This window comes from Rhodococcus sp. Leaf225, from assembly GCF_001426145.1.
GTDB lineage: Bacteria > Actinomycetota > Actinomycetes > Mycobacteriales > Mycobacteriaceae > Rhodococcoides.
Map to the genome: position 1 here is coordinate 467,851 of NZ_LMRN01000021.1, position 21,956 is coordinate 489,806.

Below are 21,956 nucleotides of genomic sequence, written 5' to 3' on the forward strand. Positions count from 1 at the left end.
GGGAGTTCTCCACGTGAGCCAGCCAGGCCGCCCCGTCGTCCTCATCGCCGACAAACTTGCGCAGTCCACCGTCGAGGCTCTCGGCGACGGAGTCGAGGTCCGGTGGGTGGACGGTCCGGATCGTCCGGCCCTCCTCGCCGCGGTCCCCGATGCCGACGCCATCCTGGTCCGCTCCGCGACCACGGTCGATGCCGAGGTGCTCGCTGCCGGTACCAAGCTCAAGATCGTCGCCCGCGCCGGCGTCGGCCTGGACAACGTCGACGTCCCCGCAGCCACCGAGCGCGGCGTGCTCGTCGTCAACGCCCCCACGTCCAACATCCACACCGCCGCCGAGCACGCGGTGACGCTCCTGCTCTCGGCTGCTCGCCAGATCCCCGCCGCCGACGCCACACTGCGTCAGCACGAGTGGAAGCGCAGCAAGTTCAACGGCGTCGAGATCTTCGGCAAGACCGTCGGCGTGGTCGGGCTCGGCCGTATCGGTCAGCTCTTCGCGCAGCGTCTCGCCGCGTTCGAGACGCACATCATCGCGTACGACCCCTACGTCTCGCCGGCTCGTGCCGCGCAGCTCGGTATCGAGCTGGTCAGCCTCGACGAGCTTCTCGAGCGTGCCGACATGTTCTCCGTACACCTGCCGAAGACCCCCGAGACCAAGGGTCTGATCGGCAAGGAGGCGCTCGCCCGGACCAAGAAGGGCGTCATCGTCGTCAACGCCGCCCGCGGTGGACTGGTCGACGAGCAGGCTCTCGCCGACGCGATCACCAGCGGCCACGTCTTCGCCGCGGGTATCGACGTCTACGCGAGCGAGCCCTGCACCGACAGCCCGCTGTTCGAGCTCCCGCAGGTCGTCGTCACCCCGCACCTCGGTGCCTCGACCACCGAGGCCCAGGACCGCGCCGGCACCGACGTCGCCAAGTCCGTCCTGCTCGCCCTCGCCGGCGAGTTCGTGCCCGACGCGGTGAACGTCTCCGGCGGTGCCGTCGGCGAGGAGGTCGCGCCGTGGCTCGACATCGTGCGCAAGCAGGGCGTCCTGCTGGGTGCCCTGTCGGACGAGCTCCCGACGTCGCTGTCCGTCGACGTGCGCGGTGAGCTGGCGTCCGAGGACGTCGACATCCTCAAGCTGTCGGCGCTGCGGGGACTGTTCTCCGCCGTCATCGAGGACGCGGTCACCTTCGTCAACGCACCGTCGCTCGCCGAGGAGCGTGGTGTCACGGCCGACGTGACCAAGGCCAGCGAGAGCCCCAACCACCGGAGCGTCGTCGACGTCCGAGCGGTCTACGGCGACGGGACCGTCGTCAACGTCGCGGGCACCCTCACCGGTCCCCAGCACGTGGAGAAGATCGTCAACATCAACGGCCGCAACTTCGATCTGCGCGCCGAGGGCAAGAACCTCATCGTGACGTACGACGACCGTCCCGGCTCGCTCGGACGCATCGGCACCGCCCTGGGCGACGCCGGTGTCGACATCGCCGCCGCGGCACTCAGCCAGGACGCGGAGGGCGGTGGCGCCACCATCCTGCTGCGCGTCGATCGAGATGTGGCGCAGGACGTTCGGGACGCCATCGCCGCCTCCGTGGGCGCGACGACCATCGAGCTGGTCGACCTGTCCTGATGTCGACGCCGAACGAGGGGACTTCGATGAAGCTGGGTGTCGTGGCCGGAGACGGCATCGGACCGGAGGTGGTGGCCGAGGCGCTCAAGGTGCTCGAGGTGGTCGCGCCCGGTGCGGAGACCACGGAGTACGACCTGGGTGCACGGCGCTATCACGCGACGGGGGAGATCCTGCCGCCGTCGGTTCTCGAGGAGCTCCGCGGCCACGACGCCATCCTGCTCGGCGCCATCGGTGATCCGTCGGTGCCCAGCGGTGTGCTCGAGCGCGGTTTGTTGCTGACCGCGCGATTCGCGCTGGATCACCACATCAACTTGCGCCCGTCCAAGCTGTACCCGGGTGTCGTCGGTCCGTTGGCGGGCAACAAGCCGGTCGACATCGTCGTCGTGCGGGAGGGCACCGAGGGCCCGTACACGGGCAACGGCGGCGCCATCCGCGTCGGCACTCCGCACGAGGTCGCCACCGAGGTCAGCCTCAACACGCGGTTCGGTGTGGAGCGCGTGGTCCGTGACGGCTTCGCGCGAGCGATGGGTCGTCGCAAGCACGTGACCCTGCTGCACAAGACCAACGTGCTGGGGTTCGCGGGATCGCTGTGGAAGCGGACGGTCGACGAGGTCGCCGCCGAGTTCCCCGACGTCGAGGTGGCGTACCAGCACATCGACGCGGCGACGATCCACCTGGTGACCGACCCGGGCCGCTTCGACGTGATCGTCACCGACAATCTCTTCGGCGACATCATCACCGATCTCGCGGCCGCGGTCGCCGGTGGTATCGGTCTGGCCGCGAGCGCGAACATCGATGCGACGCGCACGAATCCGAGCATGTTCGAGCCCGTGCACGGCAGTGCACCGGACATCGCCGGCAAGGGAATCGCCGATCCGACGGCCGCCATCCTGTCTGTGTCGCTCCTCCTCGCACATCTCGGCGAGACCGAGGCGGCGGCGCGCGTCGAGTCCGCCGTCGCGCAGGACCTGGCGACGCGCACCGCCGGGGACCCGGGCACGACCGCGACGATCGGCGATCGGATCGCCTCACTGGTGTAGTCGGTCTCGCGCTTCTCGCGGAATGGTCGGTACCGCGAGAAGCGCGATCGCCGCGGACACCCCGAACGCCACCGCGTACGACGTGTGCGTGATCAGGGCGCCGAACACCGGGGGAACCGCCGACGCGGCGATGAACTGACTGGTGTTCTGCGCGCCGAGTGCTCGCCCGCTCCAGAACGGACCCGCCCGCTCGGCCACCGCGGTGAATGCGAGCCCGTTGGGTGACACCGTCGCCACCGACGCGACCACGAGTATCACCACCGATACCGCGAGGCCCGCGGCGTCCGCGATCGCCAGCGCGGCCATCACGGCCACGACGCCGACGGCGACCCACCGCATCGGTCCGAGTCTGCTGCCCACCCGGTCCGACACTGCGCCGGCGGCGATGCGTCCTCCCGCTCCGAGGATCTGCGAGACGGTGATCAGGACACCGGCGGCCTCGGGGGACCAGGCCCGTTGGTCCACGAGCCAGACGAGGGCGAACGTCCACACCACGTACTGCGGCACCACCAGCGCGACCGACGCACCGTGTATGCGCCAGAGATCGCGACGCCCGCGGTAGGGGTTGGCGAGGAGATCGGCACTCGAGGCGGCCGATCGGGAGGGCCGCGGCGGATCGAACACACCGACGAGGCAGGCGAGAGCGGAGAGGGCGGACGCGACCGCGGGAAGGAGCATCGCGGCTCCCACTCCGTGATCGCGCGCGATACCGGGAATCAGCAACGCGGACAGTGCGACTCCGAGAGGGAGTGACATCTGCCGGATGCCCATCGCCAGGCCGCGGCGGTGGGGAGGGAACCACCCCACCACCACGCGTCCGGTGGCGGAGTTCACACTGGCGGCGGCCATGCCGCCGAGCAGCAGGAAGACGGCCAGCGCCACCGTGGACTCCGTCGCGGCGGCGCAGAAGGCGGCCACCGACGTCAGCACGGAACCAGCGATCAGGGATCGCCGTTCGCCCACGCGGTCGACGACGGCGCCCCACGCGAACAGCGTCAGGACGATGCCGGCCGTCGGCATCGCCACGACGAGACCCGCCGACGCGAGCGAGAGTCCGCGCTGATCCCGAAGTGCGGGGATGAGGAAGGCGGCGCCGTTGAGAAGCAGTGCCGTGGAGGCCGTCGCGAGCATGCCGATCACGAGCATCGCCCACCGACCCGCCGTGGACGTGGTGTAGCGCTGGACGCGACTCATTCCGGCTCCGTTCTCACTATATGGGACACCATTCTCGCCTGCTGAACTCCCGGTCGCCGATGCTACCCCGTACGTGATCGTCGTTCGTCGCCCGCCGGTGTCCGCTCGACGCCGCTCGATAGACTTCCGCCATGCGTCTTGGTCGAGTAGCGAGTCCCGACGGTGTTGCATTCGTCGCCATCGAAGGCGACGGAGACGAGAGGACGGCGCGAGAGATCGCGGAACATCCCTTCGGCACACCCACCTTCACCGGCCGGAGCTGGTCCCTGGCCGATGTCCGCCTGCTGGCGCCCATTCTGGCCAGCAAGGTGATCTGCATCGGCAAGAACTACGCGGCGCACGCCGCGGAGATGGGCTCTGACGCACCCGAGGACCCGGTCATCTTCATCAAGCCCAACACGTCCATCGTCGGACCCGGTGCGAACATCGTGCGTCCACCGACGTCGTCCGAGGTCCACTTCGAAGGTGAGCTCGCGGTGGTCATCGGCCGTCCGTGCAAGGACGTCCCGGCAGCACGCGCTCTCGACGTGGTGCTCGGCTACACCGTTGCGAACGACGTCACGGCCCGCGACAACCAGCGCCACGACGGTCAGTGGACCCGCGCCAAGGGTTACGACACCTTCTGCCCACTCGGCCCGTGGATCGAGACCTCGCTCGACGCCTCGGATCTCGCTCTGACCACCACGGTGGACGGCGCGGTGAAGCAGAACAGCCGCACGTCGCTCCTGCTGCACGACGTGCCGAAGATCATCGAGTGGATCTCGTCGGTGATGACGCTGCTTCCCGGTGACGTCATCCTGACCGGCACCCCGGAAGGCGTGGGGCCGATCGTGGCGGGCGAGAGCGTGTCCGTCGAGATCGAGGGCATCGGCACGCTGACCAATCCGGTGGTGGACAAGTGACCGCCGCGAGCGTTCCCGCATCCGACGTCCGCGTCCGGTTCTGCCCGTCGCCCACCGGAACCCCGCACGTCGGGCTGGTGCGCACGGCGCTGTTCAACTGGGCGTTCGCCCGCCATCATGGCGGCGCGTTCGTGTTCCGCATCGAGGACACCGACGCGGCACGTGATTCCGAGGAGTCGTACCAGGCGCTGCTCGACGCACTGCGGTGGCTCGGACTCGACTGGGACGAGGGTCCCGAGGTCGGTGGGCCGTACGAGCCGTACCGGCAGTCGTTGCGCCGCGATCAGCACCTCGCCGTGGTGCAGCAGCTCGTCGACGCGGGGGAGGCGTACGAGAGCTTCTCCACACCGGAGGAGGTGGAGGCGCGGCATCTCGCGGCCGGCCGGGATCCGAAGTTGGGCTTCGACAATCACGACCGCACGCTGACCGACGAGCAGCGGGAGGCCTTCCGCGCCGAGGGACGCAAGCCCGTCGTCCGGTTGCGTATGCCCGATCACGATCTGTCGTGGAACGACCTCGTGCGCGGCGAGACGACGTTCCGCGCCGGCACGGTCCCCGACTTCGCGCTCACACGCGGCAACGGTGTCCCGCTGTACACGTTGGTGAACCCCGTGGACGACGCGCTGATGAAGATCACGCACGTCCTGCGCGGTGAGGATCTGCTGTCCTCGACCCCGCGTCAGATCGCGCTGTACGAAGCCCTCGTGCGCATCGGTGTGGCAGAACGCATTCCGCAGTTCGGGCACCTCCCGTTCGTGATGGGGCAGGGCAACAAGAAGTTGTCGAAGCGCGACCCCGAGGCCGATCTCTTCCTGCACCGGGAGCGCGGGTTCGTCCCTGAAGGTCTGCTGAACTACCTGGCTCTCCTCGGGTGGGGATTCTCCGAGGACCGGGACGTGTTCTCGCTCGACGAGATGGTGGGTGCCTTCGACATCTCGACGGTCAACTCGAACCCGGCCCGCTTCGATCAGAAGAAGGCCGACGCCATCAACGCCGAACACATCCGGTTGCTCGAGCCGGCCGACTTCGCCGCGCGCCTGCGGGCGTATCTCGAGACGCACGGCCATCCGATCGGGGTGTCGGACGCAGCGTTCGCCGAGGCCGCGGAACTGGTGCAGACGCGCATCGTCGTGCTGTCCGACGCCTGGGGACTGCTGAAGTTCCTGCTTGCCCCCGCCGACGAGTTCACGGTCGATCCGGCATCGGCAGCCAAGAATCTGGGCGCCGACGCGGCACCCGTTCTGGACGCGACGGTGAGCGCCGTCGAGGGCGCACCGGAGTGGACTGCGGAGGCCTTGGAGTCGGCTCTCAAGGTCGCGCTGATCGACGAGATGGAGCTGAAGCCGCGTAAGGCGTTCGCGCCGGTGCGCGTGGCGGTGACCGGTTCCCACATCAGCCCACCGCTGTACGAGTCGATGGTGCTGCTGGGCCGGGAGCTGACGCTGGCCCGGTTGCGGTCGGCCCGTGCGTCGATCGTCTGAGGTGACTAGGGGCAGTTCGGGCGAAAGGGTGTGGTGATGAGCTTCACCGATCGGATCGACAGATTTCAGCAGCGGCATCCCGCCATGGGATTCCCGTTGGCCGTGTTCTACAAGTTCTTCGACGACCAGGGCGGCTACCTGGCAGCGCTCATCGCCTACTTCGGTTTCATCTCGCTGTTCCCGTTGCTGCTGCTGTTCTCCACCGTCCTGGGCATCGTCCTGGCCGGTGATCCCGAATTGCAGCAACGCATCATCGATTCGGCCATGAGCCAGATCCCCTTGATCGGTGAACAACTCGGCCAACCGGAAGGGCTGAGCGGGGGGACCGGGGCCATCGTCATCGGTGTCCTGGGATCGCTCTACGGCGGCCTGGGTGTGGCGGTGGCCGCACAGAACGCGATGAACGTCGCCTGGTCCGTCCCGAAGAACGATCGCCCCGATCCCGTCCGGGCGCGGGTGCGCGGCTTCGGCCTGCTGCTGACCGTCGGGACGGCCGTCATCGGCGTCACGGTCCTGAACGGTTTCAACGCGGCGGGCTTCTTCGGCACGGTCGCACAGGTGCTCGTCACGATCGCGGCGATCGTGCTCAACACCGCCACGTTCGTCGTGGCGTTCCGGCTCGGGACCACGCGTGCGGTGAGCGTGCGCGACGTGCTTCCCGGAGCCGTCATCGGCGCGCTGCTGTGGCAGGCCCTGCAGTCCTTCGGTGGGCTGTACGTCCAACGCGTCGTCGGCGGTGCGGACACCACCAACGGTGTGTTCGCGATCGTCCTCGGGCTGCTCGCGTTCCTCTACATCTCCTCGCTGGTGTTGGTGCTGTGCATCGAGGTGAACGTCGTGCGGACCGACAGGTTGCACCCGCGCGCTCTGCTCACCCCGTTCACGGACAACGTCGAACTGACCGACGGTGATCGAGACGCGTACACGGCGCAGGCGGAGGCGCAGCGAAGCAAGGGTTTCGAGGAGATCGAGGTCACCTTCGGCGAGCCCGACGGGTCGCAGTCGACCGACTCAGCCCGCTGACCAGCCGATTTGGTGAATGCGGGATGGTGTTTGGTAGTGTTCTCCACGGCTCGAAACGGCCCGGAGAACGCGGCCGGACCAGGCCATTGGGGTATGGTGTAATTGGCAACACAGCGGTTTCTGGTACCGCCATTCTAGGTTCGAGTCCTGGTACCCCAGCAGAGAAACACCCGATTTCGTCGGATGCTCTCGGCCGGTTATGCTCTCCCGGTTGCTCCACCTGATTCACAGATGAAGATCCTGGCCCCGTCGTCTAGCGGCCTAGGACGCCGCCCTCTCAAGGCGGTAGCGCGGGTTCGAATCCCGTCGGGGCTACAACACTCGAGGACCACCGCGATGCGGTGGTCCTCGTTTTCGTCGATGCGGTACCAGATGGTTTGGTTCGACTGGTGGGCGAGTGTCCGATTGTCGTACGTTGTTTGTGTGTCTTCACTACTGATTGCTGTTCCCGTCTACGGCCAGATCGAATACACCCATGCCTTGGTGAAGGATCTGCGGCGGGAGAACGCCACCTTCGTGATCATCGACAACCGCGGTGACTACATCCCGCTCGCCGACGAGCGCGTCGTCACGCCCGGCCGCAATCTCGGCTGGGCCGGCGGGTCGAACCTCGGGTTCCGCATCGCCTTCAGCGACGGCCACACCCATGCGATGACGCTGAACAACGACACGCGGTTGTCCCGCGGGTTCCTCGACGCGGTGACCGACCCGCAACTGCCGTTCGATGCGGGCATCGTCGTGCCGGTCTACGACGATGCCTATGGCCACCGAGACATGAAGACGACGTACTCGGGGCCCGCCAAGGACTACGTCCCGGTCGACCGGTACCGCAAGTGCTTCGCCGTGGACGGAACCGCCGTGACGATCACGAAGGACACCTGGCTCGCACTCGGCGGGTACGACGAACGCAACTTCGGGTCCACGGGCTGGGGTGCGGACGTCGACTTCTGCATCCGCGCCACAGCAGAGGGATTCGGCAGCTATGTCACCGAGCGCGCGTTCATCAACCACTTCGGCCGCGCAACGGCCATCGCGATGATGGGCAACCGCAAGTATCTCGCCAAGTCTGCGGTGGGCATGGTGGGCGGTGTGCTGCGCCTGCACCGGGGCAACGTGAGGAAGTGGCTGTCCACGCCGCAGCCGACAGTGCACGAGTTCGAGCGCTCCGACGCCGTCTCGTCGAGAGGGCACGTTCCGGTGACCCGGTCGGCGCAGCGTCGGAGCCAACGGTGGGGCGAGCGTTCGCACGGCTGATCCGGTACGCGAGACCGAACCCCCCGGATCGGCCGGGCTCCGCCTCAGAGGCGCTTCTGCACGGCGTCCGCGGCCGCGAGAAGGTCGGCGGCCCAGCGCGCTCCGGGGCGGCGCCCCATGCGGTCGATCGGGCCGGACACGGAGATCGCGGCGACCACGCGGTCGTCGCGTCCGCGGATCGGTGCGGCGACGCTGGCGACGCCGGGCTCGCGCTCGGCGGCGCTCTGCGCCCAGCCGCGCTTGCGTACCTCGGCTAGCACTCGCTCACCGAAGGCTGCGTCGGGGAGGACGCTGCGCTGTAGTGCGGGGTCGGCCCATGCCAACAGCACCTTGGCGCCGGAGCCGGCGGTGAGGGGGAGGCGGGCGCCGACGAGCACGGTGTCGCGCAGCCCGGTGGGAGGTTCCATGGAGGCCACGCACACGCGCACCGTGCCGTCGATGCGGTAGACCTGCACGCTCTCCCCGGTGATCTCGCGCAGCCGTGGCAGCACCGTGGCCGCGGCGTCGAGAAGAGGGTCCTCGGCGGTGTGCGCGAGTTCGGCGAGCGCCGGCCCCGGTCGCCACAGTCCGTCGGCGTCGCGGCTCAGCATGCGGTGCGTCTCGAGTCCGATGGCGAGCCGATGCGCGGTGGCGCGGGGGAGCCCGGTGGCGGAACACAGGTCGGCGAGGCTGCACGGTTCGAGTGACGCAGCCTGCAGAACGCTCATTGCTTTGTCCAGAACGCCGATGCCGCTATGCTGTCCCATGTAGCGATACTAGCGTCTCACAACGTGAGATGGTGATCGTCGTCGGTCGAAAGGTGGAGTCATGGCAGCGAAGACCCTGGCGGAGAAGGTCTGGGATCAGCACGTCGTCGTTCGCGGCGGTGGTGAGGGTGACGCGACCAAGCCGGATCTCGTCTACATCGATCTCCACCTCGTGCACGAGGTCACCAGCCCGCAGGCGTTCGACGGACTGCGTCTGGCCGGTCGGCCAGTGCGACGGCCCGATCTGACGATCGCGACGGAGGACCACAACGTCCCGACGGTCGACATCGACCAGCCGATCGCGGATCTCGTCTCCCGGACGCAGGTGGACACCCTGCGGCGCAACTGCGAGGAGTTCGGCATCCGCCTGCACTCGATGGGCGACATCGAGCAGGGCATCGTGCACATCATCGGGCCCCAGCTCGGTCTGACGCAGCCGGGAACCACTGTCGTGTGCGGGGACAGCCACACCTCGACGCACGGCGCGTTCGGCGCCCTCGCGATGGGCATCGGCACCAGTGAGGTCGAGCACGTGCTGGCGACCCAGACACTGTCGTTGCGCCCCTTCAAGACCATGTCGGTCACGGTGGACGGCGAGCTCGGTGACGACGTCGGCAGCAAGGACCTGATCCTGGCGGTCATCGCACAGATCGGTACGGGCGGTGGGCAGGGCTACGTCATCGAGTACCGCGGCGAGGCCATCCGGAAGATGTCGATGGAAGCGCGGATGACCATCTGCAACATGTCCATCGAGGCGGGCGCGCGCGCGGGCATGATCGCCCCCGACGAGATCACGTTCGAGTACATCAAGGGTCGGCCGCACGCTCCCTCCGGTGAGCTGTGGGAGCAGGCCGTCGCCGACTGGTCCACGCTCGTCACCGACGACGGTGCCGTCTTCGACAAGGAAGTGCGGATCGACGGGTCGGCGCTGACCCCGTTCGTCACCTGGGGCACCAACCCCGGTCAGGGCGCCCCCCTCAGTGCGTCGGTACCCGATCCGGCCGAGATCCTCGACGAGGGCGAGAGTCAGTCCGCCGAGAAGGCGCTCACCTACATGGGTCTCGAGCCGGGCACGCCGTTGCGCGACATCACGGTCGACACCGTCTTTCTGGGGTCCTGCACCAACGGTCGGATCGAGGATCTCCGTGTGGCAGCGAAGATCTTGGACGGCCGTACCGTTGCCGACGGTGTGCGGATGCTCGTCGTTCCCGGCTCGATGCGCGTGCGCGCACAGGCCGAGGACGAGGGACTGGGCGCGATCTTCACTGCCGCAGGGGCGGAATGGCGCCAGGCGGGGTGCTCGATGTGTCTCGGCATGAATCCCGATCAGCTCGCTCCGGGTGAGCGATCGGCCTCGACGTCGAACCGCAACTTCGAAGGGCGCCAGGGCAAGGGCGGCCGTACGCACCTCGTCTCACCGGCCGTCGCCGCCGCCACCGCGGTGCGTGGACGGTTGTCGGCTCCCGCCGATCTCGGCTGAGTCGACCGAGAATCCGTCCGCCCCGTCCCTCGTACGCCCCGTCAGGAGCTCGTCATGGAATCGTTCACCACGCACACCGGAATCGGTGTCCCGCTGCGCCGCAGCAACGTCGACACCGACCAGATCATCCCCGCCGTGTACCTCAAGCGCGTGACCCGAACGGGTTTCGAGGACGGGCTCTTCGCGGGGTGGCGCACCGATCCCGGTTTCGTCCTCAACACCCCGCCGTTCGACAAGGGTTCGGTTCTCGTCGCCGGACCCGATTTCGGCACCGGGTCCTCTCGGGAGCACGCCGTGTGGGCACTCTCGGACTACGGATTCCGGGCCGTGATCGCGTCCAGATTCGCCGACATCTTCCGCGGAAACGCCGGAAAGGCGGGTCTGCTGGCCGCCGTTGTCGAGCAATCGGATGTGGAACTGCTGTGGAAATTGCTCGACGAGCGCCCCGGGACGGAACTCACCGTCGACCTTGAGACTAAGACGATCAGCGCCGGAACACTGGTGGTGCGCTTCGATATTGACGACTACACGAGGTGGCGTCTGCTGGAGGGGCTGGACGACGTCGCGCTGACGTTACGCCAGGTAGAGGCCATTTCCGAGTTCGAGAAGTCGCGTCCGGAATGGAAGCCGAAGACACTTCCGGCGCCCGATCAGGCTCGGTGATTCCGGGCCGAAAAGGTCCTTCCCGCGACACTCATTGTGGCTGCGACGATTACAGCCGAACAGACTGTTTTGGCGTGGCTCGTGGACTCGTGCGCATTTCCGGTTTACCGTGGTACTCAGTCGGTCCGACGACGGGCCAATCAGTATGCGGAGGAATCACCGATGAACAAGGCAGAACTGATCGACGCCCTGACCGAGAAGACAGGCGCGGATCGCCGGAGCGCCACGGACGCTGTCGAGAACATCGTCGACATCATCGTGCGCGCCGTGCACCGCGGCGAGTCGGTCACCATCACCGGCTTCGGTGTCTTCGAGCAGCGTCGCCGTGCGGCCCGCGTCGCTCGTAACCCGCGCACCGGCGAGACCGTCAAGGTCAAGCCGACGTCCGTTCCCGCGTTCCGTCCCGGTGCTCAGTTCAAGGCCGTCATCGCCGGTGGCCAGAAGCTGTCCGCCACGGGCCCCGCCGTGAAGCGTGGCGCCTCCGCAGCCCCCGCGAAGAAGACTGCGGCAGCGAAGAAGACGGCAGCGGCGAAGAAGACCGCGGCCAAGGCTCCCGCGAAGGCGGCGACCAAGGCTCCCGCCAAGACGGCGGCCAAGAAGACCACGGCCACCAAGGCACCGGCCAAGACAGCGGCGAAGAAGACCACCGCCACCAAGGCACCGGCCAAGACAGCGGCGAAGAAGACCACCGCCACCAAAGCACCCGCCAAGACGGCAGCCAAGAAGACCACCACGGCCGCCGCGAAGAAGACCACAGCGACGAAGGCACCGGCCAAGACTGCAGCCAAGAAGACCACCCCGGCCAAGAAGGCCGCGCCCGCGAAGAAGGCGCCCGCCAAGAAGGCGCCGGCGAAACGTACTGCACGCAAGTAACGTTCCCGTTCGGCACGAAGGAGCCCCGGACCATCGGTCCGGGGCTCCTTCGTGTTCGTGTCGGCCGTGCCGGCAGTTCAGTCGTGCCGGCTACGCGGGAGTGGCGAATCGGTGTAGTCCGCTGCCACCAGCACACCACCGACGAAGCTGAGCACCCAAACGCTGGCCTTGCGTGATCGGGTGCGGGAGAGTTCGACGCCGTCGCTCTCGGCCCACCACTCCATCAGGTTCGGAATCACCTTGCCCTGACTGCAGATCACCGGGACGCCGGACGTCGAGGCGATGATCTCGCGTGCGCGCTGACGTCCCTTGTCGGGATCCTGCGCGTACCCCTCCTCGGTCAGCGTGGGCTCCAGGGCCAGATCGACTCCGACGGACTCGGCCCACGGCGCGATGGTCTGGACGCACCGAGCACGCTCGGCGGTGAATCCGTCGGTGCCGCCGTAGGCCTGGATCAGAGGAACCAGTGCGGCCGCCTGGCGGACCCCGACGCTGTCGAGAGGCCGTTCGGCGTCGTCCCCCTTGTAGCGAGCCTTGCTCCCCGCCCGCGCATGGCGCACCAGCACAGCCGTACTCGTCGGGACCGGGTGCTGCGCGAAACGGCCGACGACGTCCCGGTCCGCCTCGTAGGTCGCGAGATCACGAGCCTCGGCGGGTGTGAGCCAACGCAGTTCGTCGACCTCGTCGTTGACGGCGAACTCGCCGTCCACGACTCGAGCTGCCCAGTAGTCCACCTGCTTGATCTTCTTCGAGCGCGGCAGCGGGTAGGTGGTGGTTCCGAGACCGTGTCCGAGAACGCACCGGAAACCGGTCTCCTCCCACACTTCTCGGACGGCGGCGACAGCGGGTACCTCGTCGGCCTCGACCTTGCCCTTCGGAAGGGACCAGTCGTCGTAGCGCGGTCGATGCACCAGCGCCACCATCGGCTCGTCGCCCTCGGGGCCCGGACGCCACAGCACCGCACCCGCGGCCTGGACCGGATCAGGCGTCTTCGATGCGCGTGAGCTGCTCATCGACCCACCTCACGATCCGGTGTAGCGACGCTGGCGCATGAGGGACACCTGGTGATCCCGCACCGTCTCGCCGCTCGCGGGGGACGCCGTCCAGGCGCCGTCGGACTGCAGTACCCAGCAGCGGGTCGTGACGTCCATGGCCGAGTCGAGCATCGAGTTCAGCTGACCGGACAGCTTCGGGTCCTTCACCTGAGCCATGACCTCCACGCGTCGATCGAGGTTGCGGTGCATCATGTCCGCGCTGCCGATCCAGAACTCGTCGATCGCCTCGAAGTGCAACACACGCGAGTGTTCGAGGAACCGTCCGAGAATCGACCGCACCTGAATGTTCTCGCTGAGACCGGGTACGCCCGGTTTGAGAGCGCAGATACCGCGCACGACCACCTCGACCTGGACGCCCTCGGTGGACGCCCAGTACAGCGCGTCGATCACCTGCTCGTCGACGAGTGCGTTGGCCTTCAGGCGGATTCGGGCTTTCGCGCCGTCCTTGTGCGCCCGCACCTCGGCCTCGATGCGCTCGACGATTCCCGCCCGCACACCGAACGGCGCGACGAGGAGGTTCCGGTACTGCTCCTTGCGCGAGTAACCGGTGAGCGAGTTGAACAAGTCGGTGAGGTCGGCGCCGATCTCGTCGGCGGCCGTGATGAGACCCACGTCCTCGTAGAGTCGGGCGGTCTTGGGGTTGTAGTTGCCGGTGCCGATGTGGCAGTACCGGCGAATGGTGTCGCCTTCGCGGCGGACGACGAGGCACGTCTTGCAGTGGGTCTTCAGGCCGACCAACCCGTAGACCACGTGCACGCCGGCCTGCTCCAGTTTGCGTGCCCAGGCGATGTTGGCCTGTTCGTCGAAGCGCGCCTTGATCTCCACGAGAGTCACGACCTGCTTGCCGGCCTCTGCCGCGGCGATCAGCGCGTTGACGATGGGGGAGTCGCCCGACGTCCGATAGAGGGTCTGCTTGATGGCGAGCACGTGCGGATCGGCTGCCGCCTGCTCGATGAAGCGCTGCACGCTGGTGGAGAACGAGTCGTACGGGTGATGCAGCAGCACGTCCCCGTCGCGCAGCGTGGAGAAGATCGACTTGGGAGTCTCGCGCTCTCCGAAGGCGGGGTGCGTCGCCGGCACGAACGGTGCGTCCTTCAGGACGGGCTTGTCGACGCCGTAGAGCTGCATGAGGCACGACAGATCGAGCAGTCCCGGCACCTGGATGACGTCGCCGGGATCGACGTCCAACTCGCGCAGCAACAGGCTGAGCATGTGGTCGGTCATGTCGTCCGCGACCTCGAGGCGCACGGGCGATCCGAAACGGCGGCGCGCGAGTTCGCGCTCGAGGGCCTGCAGGAGGTCCTCGTCCCGATCCTCCTCCACCTCGAAATCGGCGTTGCGCGTGATGCGGAAGGCGTGGTGCTCGACGATCTGGAGTCCCGGGAACAGAACGTCGAGATGCGCCGCGATGAGCTCCTCCATGGGAAGGAACGCGGGCACGGCGCCGACGTCGCCTCGGTGCAACTGCACGAACCGATCGACGTTGTCCGGGACCTTCACCCTGGCGAAGTGCTCGCCGCCCGTGGTCGAGTCCTTCACCGTCACAGCGAGATTGAGGCTCAGTCCGGAGATGTACGGGAACGGGTGGGCGGGATCCACGGCCAGCGGGGTGAGGACGGGGAACACCTGCTCGGTGAAATACCGTGTCAGACGGGTCCGCTCGTCGGAGGTGACCTCCGACCACCGGATGACCGAGATTCCCTCGTTCGCCAGCTCCGGCAGGATGCGGTCGATGAAGGTGCGGGCGTGACGGTCGGCGATCTCCTGGGTGCGCCGGGCGATCAACGCCAGCTGCTCGCGGGGGGAGAGTCCGTCGGCGGAGCGGACGGACAGGCCGGTCTCGTCGCGGCGCTTGAGGCCGGCCACCCGCACCATGTAGAACTCGTCGAGGTTGCTGGCGAAGATGGCGAGGAACTTCGCCCGCTCGAGCAGCGGCAGCGACGAGTCCTCCGCAAGTGCCAGCACCCGTGAGTTGAAGTCGAGCCAGCTCAACTCGCGGTTGAGATAGCGGTCCTCCGGGAGCAGGTCCACCGGCACCGCGGTGTCCGATGTCGCGGCCGGCGGTGCCGTGGGTGCGGAGGGTGCGCGGCTGGCCAGCGGCGCGCTCCACTCACCGTCGACGGCGTCACCGGGTGCTGCGGAACTCGTGGGGGCCCCGGAACGGGAAGGGGCGTCGGTCGTGCTTTCGGTCGCCTCGTTGGTCACGCGTCGATCATCCCTCACGCGGGCCGTGCGCGAGTAGTCGACCGCGTGCGAATTCGCGACGGGCCTCGCCCGGCCGTGTCAGCGCGCGGCGGTCCAGCCGAGCTCGGCGAGCAGCGCGGCGGTGTGCGGCCCCACCCCCAGGTCGAGGGCGGCGCGGACGTCGTCCGCCGTGTCCACGTCCAGACGCAGACCCGGCCAGGTGCCGCGGAGAGGGAACGCCCCGGAATCGACGTGGCGCGAGGCCGAGTCCGGACCGAACCGTGGTTCGAGGCGCCGGGGGCGACCCCGCACGATCAGGGCCGACGTTCCGGTTCCGGTGTGATCGATCACCACCGAGCGGGTGTCCGGGGGAGCGGCGGCGTAGGCCGCGACCAGTTCCGCGGTGCGCAGGGCGGGGAGGTCGGCCTGCAGGGCGATCACGTCGCCGCCGTGGGCGTCACTGATCGCGTCGTCCGCTGCGGACAGGGCGCGGTTGAGTCGCTCCACGGTGGTGGCGGCACCCGACTCGGGTTCGGACACCGTGTGTCCGCCGAGGGCGACCGCGACGCTCGCGACGCGAGAGTCCGGCGTGACGACCGACCATCCGGTGACGACGTCCGCCGCTGCGGCGGCCGACGCGGTGTCGCGCAACATCGCCAGCACGAGTTCGGCGCGTTCGTCGCCGGGGAAGGTCGTGGACAGTCGGCTCTTCGCGTCGACGAGGTTCTTCACCGCGAGCACGAGATGGACACCGCGCCGTGGGGCGGTGTCGGTCGGAGGTCGACTGGGCGTGCTCATGACCGTCGATCCTGCCAGCAGTCATTACCGCCGACTTCGTTCGGCAGGCCTCCGACATCGCTACTGTGAGCCGCCAGGGCTGCCGAGCGGGCGACGGCCTCGTGTCGATCGAGGAAAGGCTGGGTCATGGTCAAGGCAGCGGTGCTCGGTTCCGGTTCGTGGGGAACCGCGTTCGCGAAGGTGCTCGCCGACGCGGGCACCGACGTGACCATGTGGGCGCGTCGAGAGGAACTCGCGACGTCCATCCAGGAGAACCACCGGAACGACGACTACCTTCCGGGAGTCGCACTGCCGTCGGCCATTCGAGCGACTCACGACGCCGCGGAGGCGTTGGACGGGGCCTGCACGGTCGTCCTCGCGGTGCCCTCGCAGGCCTTGCGCGCCAACCTGGCGGAATGGGCACCGCTGATGGGGTCGGACGTCACCCTGCTCTCGCTCGCCAAGGGCATCGAGACGGGGACCCTCATGCGCATGTCGCAGGTGATCTGTCAGGTCACCGGTGCGGACCCGAGTCGCGTCGGCACGTTGTCGGGACCGAACCTCGCCAAGGAGATCGCCGCCGAGCAACCCACCGCGACGGTCATCGCGTGCCCGGACTCCAATCGCGCGATCGCGCTCCAGTCGGCGTGTGCCACCAGCTACTTCCGCCCGTACACGAACTCCGACGTCATCGGGTGCGAGATCGGCGGTGCGTGCAAGAACGTCATCGCCCTCGCGTGCGGCATGGCGGCGGGTATCGGTTTCGGGGAGAACTCGGTCGCCAGCATCATCACCCGCGGTCTCGCCGAGGTGACCCGTCTCGGTGTCGCGCTCGGCGCCAACCCGTCGACGCTCGCGGGTCTCGCCGGGGTGGGTGACCTCGTCGCCACGTGCTCGTCCCCGCTCTCGCGTAATCGCACGTTCGGCGAGCGGCTGGGGTCGGGTGGCTCGCTGGAGAGTGCGCAGGAAGCGGCGCACGGTCAGGTGGCCGAGGGTGTGAAGTCGTGCACATCCATCCGAGCTCTCGCGGAGGCCTACGACGTGGAGATGCCCCTCACCGACGCGGTCCACCGGGTCTGCCACGAGGGCCTCTCCGTTCCGGACGCCGTCCACAGCCTCCTGGGGCGTCGTCACAAGCCGGAGTGAACCGCGGCGGTGCGCGTCACGCCTCGTCCGGGGTTCGCCGGTACGGTGCTCACGTGACCGATCCCATCAAGGTCGCCGTGATCTACGGCGGTCGAAGCAACGAACACTCCGTCTCCTGCGTCTCGGCAGGAAGCGTCATGCGTCACCTCGACTCCGACCGCTTCGACGTGATCCCCATCGGGATCACGCGCGCCGGAACGTGGGTCGAGGGCACCGCCGACCCGACGGAGTTGCAGATCCGGGATCGCGTTCTCCCGTCGGTCGCCGGTGCGGGCGTCCCGCTCGCTCTCGGAGTCGATCCCGAGAACCCCGGTCGCATCACGCGCTCCGTCGACGGGACGGCCGAGGACATCGGTGCGGTCGACGTCGTCTTCCCGGTGCTGCACGGTGCCTACGGCGAGGACGGCACGGTCCAGGGGCTGTTCGAGGTCGCCGGCGTCCCTTACGTGGGACCGGGAGTCCTCGCGAGCGCCGCGGCGATGGACAAGGAGTTCACCAAGAAGCTGCTCGCGGCCGAGGGCCTTCCCGTCGGCCGCCAGGTCGTCCTGCGCCGCGATCGCGAGACCCTGACCTCCGACGAGCGCGACGTCATCGGTCTTCCCGCGTTCGTGAAGCCGGCCCGCGGCGGATCGTCGATCGGGATCACGCGCATCGTCGACTGGGACGAGTTGGACGACGCGGTGGCGGTTGCGCGAGAACATGATCCGAAGGTCGTGATCGAGGCCGCCATCGTCGGCCGCGAGGTGGAGTGCGGTGTCCTGGAGATGCCGGACGGCTCCGTCCGCGCCAGCGTCGTCGCCGAGATCCGCATGGACGAGGCCTCGGCGTCGGCCGGTGGTGCGACGTTCTACGACTTCGACAGCAAGTACCTCGACGACGTGGTCGAGTTCGACATCCCGGCCCTGCTGGACGACGACGTCTCGACGGTGCTGCGGGAGATCGCTGTCCGTGCCTTCGCCGCGCTGGATCTGCAAGGTCTCGCGCGCGTCGACTTCTTCGTGACCGACGACGGTCCGGTGATCAACGAGATCAACACGATGCCCGGCTTCACGGCCATCTCGATGTACCCGCGGATGTGGGAGGCGACGGGCGTCGGCTACTCGGAGCTCGTCGGCACTCTCGTCGACACCGCGCTCGCACGGGGGACCGGACTGCGGTGAGAGGTCGGCCCTGCCGGATCAGTTGATCGGAGCGGGGTCCAGCGGCGTCTGCGGAAGGGCTCCCGACACCGCGGCAGACAGGGCCTGGATCGGTGTGGGGCCCGTGCCGTCGGGGATGGTGGCCGCGGCGTACACGCCCCGGTCGACGACGAACCAGGTGCTCGCGGCGAGGCCCTGATCCGCGCCCGACACCCGGAACCACTGCACGCCGTCGACGACGTCGAGAGCGGCGGCCTGATCGAATTCCGCCGGACGCTCGAGCCCGCACCGCAGCACGATGGGGTCGGTGACGTCCTCGGACTGCCAGGCGGCCGCACCCACGGGCGCGGGGTCGGCCAGCTCGGCGCGGGTGAACGAGTCGAACGTCTCGGGCAGTGCGCCGAGCAACGTCGCGCACTCGGTGCTCTCGGCAAGCGGCGAGGGGACCGCGCCGAGAGCGACGGGCTCGCGGACGGGAGTTCTGTTCGCCATGACCGCCGCGACGATGATGCCGACGACGAGCGCGACGGGCAGGGCGATCGCGGTGGCGATCAGAGCGGGGTGCAGACCCGTGGCCGACTCGTCCGTCGCGGTCGGTTCGTCCTGCGTCATCGTGCTCCCTCGTGTCGAACGGTCTCGGCGGAAACGTTACCCGCGCCCTGACGGGGGGCCCGGATGCGTGACGACGACGAGGCCCCGTGGGATGCTGCACGACGGTGATCCACGACGGTGATGGAGGAGTTCTGTGTCACAGGCGGACGATCCCGCGACCGGGACGGTGGGGGACCTCGGTGAGTTCGCACTCATCGGCCGCGCGACGGCCGGCCGTGTCCACCCCCCATCGGTCGCGATCGGGCCGGGGGACGACGCGGCGGTGATCGCCGCCCCCGATTCCCGCGTCGTCGTCACGACCGACATGCTGGTGGAGGGTCGACACTTCCGCCTCGACTGGTCGAGTCATCACGACGTCGGCCGAAAGGCCATCGCGCAGAACGCCGCGGACATCGCCGCGATGGGCGCGCGGTGCACGGGATTCCTCGTCTCGATGTCGTGCCCGTCGACCACCGCGGTGTCGGACGTGGACGCGCTCACCGCGGGTCTGTGGGCGGAGGCGACGCGAGTCGGCGCGTCGATCGTCGGCGGGGACGTCACGGGAGGGGACCGGCTGGTGTTGTCGATCACCGCGCTGGGTGACCTCGAGGGGCGACCCCCGGTGCTGCGGTCCGGTGCGCGGCCGGGGGACGTGCTCGCACTGTCCGGACCCACCGGCCGGTCCGCTGCCGGGTGGGCACTGTACGAGGCGGGCTCGACCACCCACCCGGATCTGCTGGCGGCACATCGTGTCCCGACGCCCGATCCCGCCGACGGTCCGGCCGCGGCGCGCGCGGGAGCGTCGTCGATGTGCGACGTGTCCGACGGCGTGATCGGCGACGCCGGACATCTGGCGGCGATGTCCGCTGTGCGGCTCGACATCTCGTCGGCCGACATGGAGATCCCCGAGGACGTGGTGCACGCCGGCACCGAACTCGGCGTCGACCCGCTGCACTGGGCTCTCGGCGGCGGGGAGGACCACGTGCTGCTCGCGACGTTCGCCTCCGACGACGTGCCGACCGGCTGGCGCCGGATCGGATCCGTGAGTGCGGGAACAGGAGTCACGGTGGACGGTGTGCGATGGGAAGGACCTGCGGCATGGACGAGCTTCTGACGGTCACGACCACTCGGCTCGACGACCCGGACGTGGTCGCGATGATCGACGAGGTCCAGCAGGAGTACGTGCGCCGCTACGGCGGCCCCGACGAGACGCCGCTCGACGTCCGAGAGTTCCTGCCGCCGCACGGCGTGATGCTGCGGGCCGACCTGGACGGCGCCGTCGTCGGTATGGGCGGCTGGCGGACCCACGAGCACGGAGGACCCGAGGCGGAGGGCCTGCGCACCGGCGACGCGGAGATCAAGCGCATGTACGTCCGCACCGAGGCGCGAGGCGCGGGCGTCGCGCGCGCCCTGCTGCGGACGATCGAGGACACCGCCCGCGACGCTGGCCGGCTACGACTGGTCCTCGAGACCGGACTGCGTCAACCCGAGGCCATCGGCCTCTACACCTCGAGTGGGTATCGACCGCTCGTACCGAAGTTCGGCCTCTACCGGCACGAGGAGCAGTCGGTGTGCATGGTGAAGGATCTGACCGGATGACATGCTGGAGCCATGACCGTCTACGCACTCGGTGACCGTGAACCCGACATCCACCCCACCGCCTATGTGCATCCCGATGCCGTCGTCATCGGTGCGGTGACACTCGCTGCGGGAGTGTCGGTGTGGCCCGGGGCGGTGCTGCGCGGCGACTACGGGACCATCACCGTGGGGCAGGACACGAACATTCAGGACGGCACCGTCGTGCACTGCACGCCGATCCACCCGACCGTGATCGGCGCCGGGTGCGTCGTCGGGCACAACGCGCACGTCGAGGGGGCGACCATCGGAGACGCGTGCCTCATCGCGTCGGGCAGTGTCGTCCTCAACGGCGCGTCCATCGGATCCGGCGCGATCGTCGGCGCCGGCGCCGTGGTCCCCTTCGACGCCGTCGTGCCCGAACGCCGGATGGCACTGGGGGTTCCGGCCAAGCTCCGCGAGAGCCACGAGGTGGCGGAGGGGCACGTGGACGTCAACGTCGCGATGTACAAGGCCAATGCGGAGTACTACCGGGGCGCGCTGCGCGTGCTGTCGTGACGGCGCCCGTCGCGGATCCGGGGTGGGCGTCCGCGCTCGGTCCGGTGGCCGACGACATCGCCCGGATGGGCGACTTCCTGCGCGCCGAGAACGCCGCCGGGCGAGGCTACCTGCCCGCCGGGGAGGACGTGCTGCGCGCCTTCAGCCGCCCGTTCGAGGAGGTGCGTGTGCTGGTGCTGGGACAGGATCCCTATCCGACGCCGGGACATGCTGTGGGACTGAGCTTCTCGGTCGCGCCCGACGTGCGGCCGGTCCCGCGCAGCCTCGCGAACATCTTCACCGAGTACAGCGCCGATCTCGGCCTGCCGACACCCAGTACCGGTGATCTGTCTCCGTGGGCCGATCGTGGTGTGCTCCTGCTGAACCGTGTTCTGACCGTGGAACCGGGCAAGGCGGCGTCGCACCGGCGCAAGGGCTGGGAAGCGGTGACGGCGCAGGCGATCACCGCTCTGGTGAACCGACCCGGCCGCCCCCTGGTCGCGGTCCTCTGGGGACGCGACGCCGCGACGGCCACGCCGCTGCTCGGGTCCACGCCCACGGTCGAGTCCGTCCATCCCTCACCGCTGTCCGCGTCGCGGGGGTTCTTCGGGTCACGGCCGTTCAGCACCGTGAACGACCATCTCGCGACGCTGGGCGAGGAACCCGTCGACTGGCGTCTGGACTGAG

At 68.7% G+C, this 21,956-nt stretch carries 21 protein-coding genes and 2 tRNA genes; 17 read left to right on the forward strand and 6 right to left on the reverse strand.

Annotated features, from left to right (window positions below):
• The first annotated feature begins 13 nt into the window (after positions 1 to 13).
• Together serA and ASG69_RS17315 are read left to right on the forward strand one after the other, a co-directional pair.
• A complete protein-coding gene (gene serA / locus ASG69_RS17310; RefSeq protein ID WP_056445463.1) occupies positions 14 to 1,609 on the forward strand; it encodes a phosphoglycerate dehydrogenase in 1,596 nt (531 codons plus the stop codon).
• 26 nt (positions 1,610 to 1,635) lie between these two features.
• The gene (locus ASG69_RS17315; protein WP_056446202.1) at positions 1,636 to 2,649 is read left to right on the forward strand and encodes a 3-isopropylmalate dehydrogenase; all 1,014 of its coding nucleotides are present in this window, start codon (positions 1,636 to 1,638) and stop codon (positions 2,647 to 2,649) included.
• Here ASG69_RS17315 and ASG69_RS17320 read toward each other — a convergent pair.
• Positions 2,638 to 3,843 (reverse strand): MFS transporter, encoded by a 1,206-nt coding sequence (locus ASG69_RS17320; protein ID WP_200933842.1) that lies wholly within the window; start codon positions 3,841 to 3,843, stop codon positions 2,638 to 2,640. The two genes, ASG69_RS17315 and ASG69_RS17320, sit on opposite strands and share 12 nt — an antisense overlap.
• Positions 3,844 to 3,974: 131 nt before the next feature.
• On the opposite strand from ASG69_RS17320, the gene ASG69_RS17325 reads away from it, so the two are divergent.
• The 6 genes from ASG69_RS17325 (at position 3,975) to ASG69_RS17350 (ending at position 8,503) form a co-directional block, all read left to right on the forward strand.
• Positions 3,975 to 4,745 carry a fumarylacetoacetate hydrolase family protein gene (locus tag ASG69_RS17325; protein ID WP_027507010.1) on the forward strand — a complete coding sequence of 257 codons (771 nt, stop codon included), beginning with the start codon at positions 3,975 to 3,977 and terminating at the stop codon, positions 4,743 to 4,745.
• On the forward strand, positions 4,742 to 6,226 hold the full coding sequence (gene gltX, locus ASG69_RS17330; RefSeq protein WP_027507009.1) for a glutamate--tRNA ligase: 1,485 nt from the start codon (positions 4,742 to 4,744) through the stop codon (positions 6,224 to 6,226). Before ASG69_RS17325 ends, gltX begins: the two co-directional genes overlap by 4 nt.
• Positions 6,227 to 6,262: 36 nt before the next feature.
• Positions 6,263 to 7,249, forward strand: a complete 987-nt coding sequence (locus tag ASG69_RS17335; protein WP_037187043.1) for a YihY/virulence factor BrkB family protein — start codon at positions 6,263 to 6,265, stop codon at positions 7,247 to 7,249.
• Between the two features lie 87 nt (positions 7,250 to 7,336).
• Positions 7,337 to 7,408 (forward strand) — tRNA-Gln (locus tag ASG69_RS17340).
• 83 nt (positions 7,409 to 7,491) lie between these two features.
• Positions 7,492 to 7,564, forward strand: a tRNA-Glu gene (locus ASG69_RS17345).
• A gap of 108 nt (positions 7,565 to 7,672) precedes the next feature.
• Complete coding sequence (locus ASG69_RS17350; protein ID WP_200933843.1) at positions 7,673 to 8,503, forward strand: glycosyltransferase family 2 protein; 831 nt, start codon at positions 7,673 to 7,675, stop codon at positions 8,501 to 8,503.
• Between the two features lie 44 nt (positions 8,504 to 8,547).
• On the opposite strand, the gene ASG69_RS17355 is transcribed toward ASG69_RS17350, so the two are convergent.
• Positions 8,548 to 9,249: an IclR family transcriptional regulator gene (locus tag ASG69_RS17355; RefSeq protein WP_027507006.1), complete on the reverse strand. Its 702-nt coding sequence runs from the start codon at positions 9,247 to 9,249 to the stop codon at positions 8,548 to 8,550.
• 61 nt (positions 9,250 to 9,310) lie between these two features.
• On the opposite strand from ASG69_RS17355, the gene leuC reads away from it, so the two are divergent.
• The 3 genes from leuC (at position 9,311) to ASG69_RS17370 (ending at position 12,265) form a co-directional block, all read left to right on the forward strand.
• Entirely contained in the window at positions 9,311 to 10,729 is a 1,419-nt protein-coding gene (gene leuC, locus ASG69_RS17360) for a 3-isopropylmalate dehydratase large subunit (RefSeq protein WP_056445459.1), read from the forward strand.
• 54 nt (positions 10,730 to 10,783) lie between these two features.
• Positions 10,784 to 11,392 (forward strand): 3-isopropylmalate dehydratase small subunit, encoded by a 609-nt coding sequence (leuD, locus tag ASG69_RS17365; protein ID WP_027507004.1) that lies wholly within the window; start codon positions 10,784 to 10,786, stop codon positions 11,390 to 11,392.
• A 162-nt stretch (positions 11,393 to 11,554) separates the two neighbouring features.
• The gene (locus ASG69_RS17370; protein WP_027507003.1) at positions 11,555 to 12,265 is read left to right on the forward strand and encodes an HU family DNA-binding protein; all 711 of its coding nucleotides are present in this window, start codon (positions 11,555 to 11,557) and stop codon (positions 12,263 to 12,265) included.
• A gap of 77 nt (positions 12,266 to 12,342) precedes the next feature.
• Here the strand turns inward: ASG69_RS17370 and ASG69_RS17375 are convergent, their stop codons facing one another.
• The 3 genes from ASG69_RS17375 to cofC all read right to left on the reverse strand — a co-directional run bounded on the left by ASG69_RS17375 (position 12,343) and on the right by cofC (position 16,302).
• The gene (locus ASG69_RS17375) at positions 12,343 to 13,278 is read right to left on the reverse strand and encodes an NUDIX hydrolase (protein ID WP_056445456.1); all 936 of its coding nucleotides are present in this window, start codon (positions 13,276 to 13,278) and stop codon (positions 12,343 to 12,345) included.
• Positions 13,279 to 13,287: 9 nt separating this feature from the next.
• Positions 13,288 to 15,417 carry an RNA degradosome polyphosphate kinase gene (locus tag ASG69_RS17380; protein ID WP_231476464.1) on the reverse strand — a complete coding sequence of 710 codons (2,130 nt, stop codon included), beginning with the start codon at positions 15,415 to 15,417 and terminating at the stop codon, positions 13,288 to 13,290.
• 186 nt (positions 15,418 to 15,603) lie between these two features.
• Positions 15,604 to 16,302 (reverse strand): 2-phospho-L-lactate guanylyltransferase, encoded by a 699-nt coding sequence (gene cofC / locus ASG69_RS17385; protein ID WP_027507000.1) that lies wholly within the window; start codon positions 16,300 to 16,302, stop codon positions 15,604 to 15,606.
• A gap of 126 nt (positions 16,303 to 16,428) precedes the next feature.
• On the opposite strand from cofC, the gene ASG69_RS17390 reads away from it, so the two are divergent.
• Both ASG69_RS17390 and ASG69_RS17395 read left to right on the forward strand, forming a co-directional pair.
• Positions 16,429 to 17,427 (forward strand): NAD(P)H-dependent glycerol-3-phosphate dehydrogenase, encoded by a 999-nt coding sequence (locus ASG69_RS17390; protein ID WP_027506999.1) that lies wholly within the window; start codon positions 16,429 to 16,431, stop codon positions 17,425 to 17,427.
• Between the two features lie 53 nt (positions 17,428 to 17,480).
• A complete protein-coding gene (locus ASG69_RS17395) occupies positions 17,481 to 18,587 on the forward strand; it encodes a D-alanine--D-alanine ligase family protein (RefSeq protein ID WP_056446198.1) in 1,107 nt (368 codons plus the stop codon).
• An 18-nt stretch (positions 18,588 to 18,605) separates the two neighbouring features.
• On the opposite strand, the gene ASG69_RS17400 is transcribed toward ASG69_RS17395, so the two are convergent.
• Entirely contained in the window at positions 18,606 to 19,178 is a 573-nt protein-coding gene (locus ASG69_RS17400) for a DUF3515 domain-containing protein (RefSeq protein WP_056445452.1), read from the reverse strand.
• 133 nt (positions 19,179 to 19,311) lie between these two features.
• Between ASG69_RS17400 and ASG69_RS17405 the strand changes: the two genes are divergently transcribed.
• Genes ASG69_RS17405 through ASG69_RS17420 form a run of 4 tightly spaced genes read left to right on the forward strand, consistent with a single transcriptional unit; the run spans position 19,312 to position 21,955 of the window.
• On the forward strand, positions 19,312 to 20,271 hold the full coding sequence (locus tag ASG69_RS17405) for a thiamine-phosphate kinase (RefSeq protein WP_056445450.1): 960 nt from the start codon (positions 19,312 to 19,314) through the stop codon (positions 20,269 to 20,271).
• Entirely contained in the window at positions 20,256 to 20,756 is a 501-nt protein-coding gene (locus ASG69_RS17410; RefSeq protein WP_037187035.1) for a GNAT family N-acetyltransferase, read from the forward strand. The genes ASG69_RS17405 and ASG69_RS17410 overlap by 16 nt, the downstream gene beginning before the upstream one ends.
• Before the next feature lie 12 nt (positions 20,757 to 20,768).
• Positions 20,769 to 21,290, forward strand: coding sequence for a gamma carbonic anhydrase family protein (locus ASG69_RS17415; protein ID WP_056445447.1), 522 nt, complete (start codon positions 20,769 to 20,771; stop codon positions 21,288 to 21,290).
• A complete protein-coding gene (locus ASG69_RS17420; protein WP_056445442.1) occupies positions 21,287 to 21,955 on the forward strand; it encodes a uracil-DNA glycosylase in 669 nt (222 codons plus the stop codon). The genes ASG69_RS17415 and ASG69_RS17420 overlap by 4 nt, the downstream gene beginning before the upstream one ends.
• Position 21,956: the final 1 nt, after the last annotated feature.

Excerpts from the sequence above, each read along its gene's own strand:
- ASG69_RS17315 (WP_056446202.1), top strand. The coding sequence starts at position 1,636 with ATGAAGCTGGGTGTCGTGGCCGGAGACGGCATCGGACCGGAGGTGGTG.
- ASG69_RS17320 (WP_200933842.1), bottom strand. The coding sequence starts at position 3,843 with ATGAGTCGCGTCCAGCGCTACACCACGTCCACGGCGGGTCGGTGGGCG.
- ASG69_RS17325 (WP_027507010.1), top strand. The coding sequence starts at position 3,975 with ATGCGTCTTGGTCGAGTAGCGAGTCCCGACGGTGTTGCATTCGTCGCC.
- ASG69_RS17335 (WP_037187043.1), top strand. The coding sequence starts at position 6,263 with ATGAGCTTCACCGATCGGATCGACAGATTTCAGCAGCGGCATCCCGCC.
- ASG69_RS17355 (WP_027507006.1), bottom strand. The coding sequence starts at position 9,249 with ATGGGACAGCATAGCGGCATCGGCGTTCTGGACAAAGCAATGAGCGTT.
- leuC (WP_056445459.1), top strand. The coding sequence starts at position 9,311 with ATGGCAGCGAAGACCCTGGCGGAGAAGGTCTGGGATCAGCACGTCGTC.
- leuD (WP_027507004.1), top strand. The coding sequence starts at position 10,784 with ATGGAATCGTTCACCACGCACACCGGAATCGGTGTCCCGCTGCGCCGC.
- ASG69_RS17370 (WP_027507003.1), top strand. The coding sequence starts at position 11,555 with ATGAACAAGGCAGAACTGATCGACGCCCTGACCGAGAAGACAGGCGCG.
- ASG69_RS17375 (WP_056445456.1), bottom strand. The coding sequence starts at position 13,278 with ATGAGCAGCTCACGCGCATCGAAGACGCCTGATCCGGTCCAGGCCGCG.
- cofC (WP_027507000.1), bottom strand. The coding sequence starts at position 16,302 with ATGAGCACGCCCAGTCGACCTCCGACCGACACCGCCCCACGGCGCGGT.
- ASG69_RS17390 (WP_027506999.1), top strand. The coding sequence starts at position 16,429 with ATGGTCAAGGCAGCGGTGCTCGGTTCCGGTTCGTGGGGAACCGCGTTC.
- ASG69_RS17400 (WP_056445452.1), bottom strand. The coding sequence starts at position 19,178 with ATGACGCAGGACGAACCGACCGCGACGGACGAGTCGGCCACGGGTCTG.
- ASG69_RS17410 (WP_037187035.1), top strand. The coding sequence starts at position 20,256 with ATGGACGAGCTTCTGACGGTCACGACCACTCGGCTCGACGACCCGGAC.
- ASG69_RS17415 (WP_056445447.1), top strand. The coding sequence starts at position 20,769 with ATGACCGTCTACGCACTCGGTGACCGTGAACCCGACATCCACCCCACC.